Genomic DNA, 1179 nt, shown 5'->3' with positions numbered 1-1179 from the left:
GGCTGGTTGTAGTTGGCGGAACCGGTGCTATCGGTGTAGCCCTCTACGATCACCTGGCGCTCCGGGTTCTGCTGGAGGAACTCGGCCAGTTGCTGGATGTTGCGCATGGCGCCGGGCTTCAGGTCGGACTTGTCGAGATCGAACAGAACGTCGCCGAAGGTCACCATGGTGCCGCGCGAGGTCTGCTTGGCATTCAGTTGGCTACGCAGCTTGTCCAGTTGCGCGGTGCGCGCGTCGAGGCGGGCCTGGGCGCGCTGGGCGGAGGCGTTCTGCAACTGCGCCTCGGCATTGCGCAGGACGATGGTCTGCTTGGCCAGTTCGATGCGCTGGTTGGTCAGGTAGGCCAGTTGGTCCACGTCGCGCTGGTCTTCGCCATCCTGGTAGGCCTTGTCGGCCTTGGCCAGCCAGTCGCCGGCGTCCTTGGTTTCCAGGGCCGCGACCTTGGTCGCGTCGGGCTGCGACTGCAGCGCGGAGAAGTTGCTGCGGGCCTGTTCCAGGTTGGCGTTCGGCGGCGTGGAGCAGGCGGCCAGCGCCAGGGCCAGCAGGGATACGGCGGGGAGGGCAATGTACTTACGCATAGGGGTCATCCTTAATCACGAATCGACGAAAGAAGGGCGGAATCCGGCTTAGTGCTGCGTATCGCGCATGCCTTCCTCACGCAGTTCCATGACGCCCTGCTGGGCATCCTTCACGGCTTTCTGCGCCTTGGCGGCCTGGGTCTTGCGCTCGGCGACCCGGGCGTCCCACTCGGCCTGCTGCGCCAGGCGCTTGGCCTGGTCGTATTCCTTGTCGTTCATGGCGATGCGCGCCTGGCTCAGCTTGTCCTGAGCGGACTTCATCTCGACCGGGGCATATTCCGGGCCGCCGGCGCTCACCGCGTTATTCACCGCGGATTCGGTCACGGCGAACTGCTCGGTCGGCGGGTTGCCGGCGCAGCCGGCCAGGACCAGGCTGCTGCCTACGGCCAGCAGGGCCAGCTTGAGGCCACGCAGGGAACCGGTGTGTTGCTTGCTCATCGCTTTTTGCTCCATGGGAAATTTCCTCTGACAGGGATGCTGATTCCTTGGCTTTCATCTCTGGCCATTACCGTGGGCGCGTTTCCGGCCCTCCGGTCTTTTCTTCCTGCTCACTGAGCAAGCCTCTGCCAGGCCTCTGTTTCAGGGGCTTAGATCGGAAGAG

General features: G+C 64.4%; 2 protein-coding genes. Both read right to left on the bottom strand.

The annotated features are described in order from the left end of the window. Positions 1–578: OmpA family protein (locus K8556_RS38855; protein WP_223745180.1), on the bottom strand; the 578-nt coding region annotated here is incomplete at its 3' end. Positions 579–626: 48 nt separating this feature from the next. Next, positions 627–1031, bottom strand: coding sequence for a DUF4398 domain-containing protein (locus tag K8556_RS38850; RefSeq protein ID WP_003092495.1), 405 nt, complete (start codon positions 1029–1031; stop codon positions 627–629). Positions 1032–1179: the final 148 nt, after the last annotated feature.

It is taken from the genome of Corallococcus sp. AS-1-12 (assembly GCF_020036995.1).
Taxonomy (GTDB): domain Bacteria; phylum Myxococcota; class Myxococcia; order Myxococcales; family Myxococcaceae; genus Corallococcus.
The sequence above is the reverse complement of the archived record's forward strand: the minus strand, read 5'-3'. Positions and strand labels throughout refer to the sequence as shown.

Coding starts and splice junctions, on each gene's coding strand:
- K8556_RS38850 (WP_003092495.1), bottom strand. CDS start 1,031: ATGGAGCAAAAAGCGATGAGCAAGCAACACACCGGTTCCCTGCGTGGC.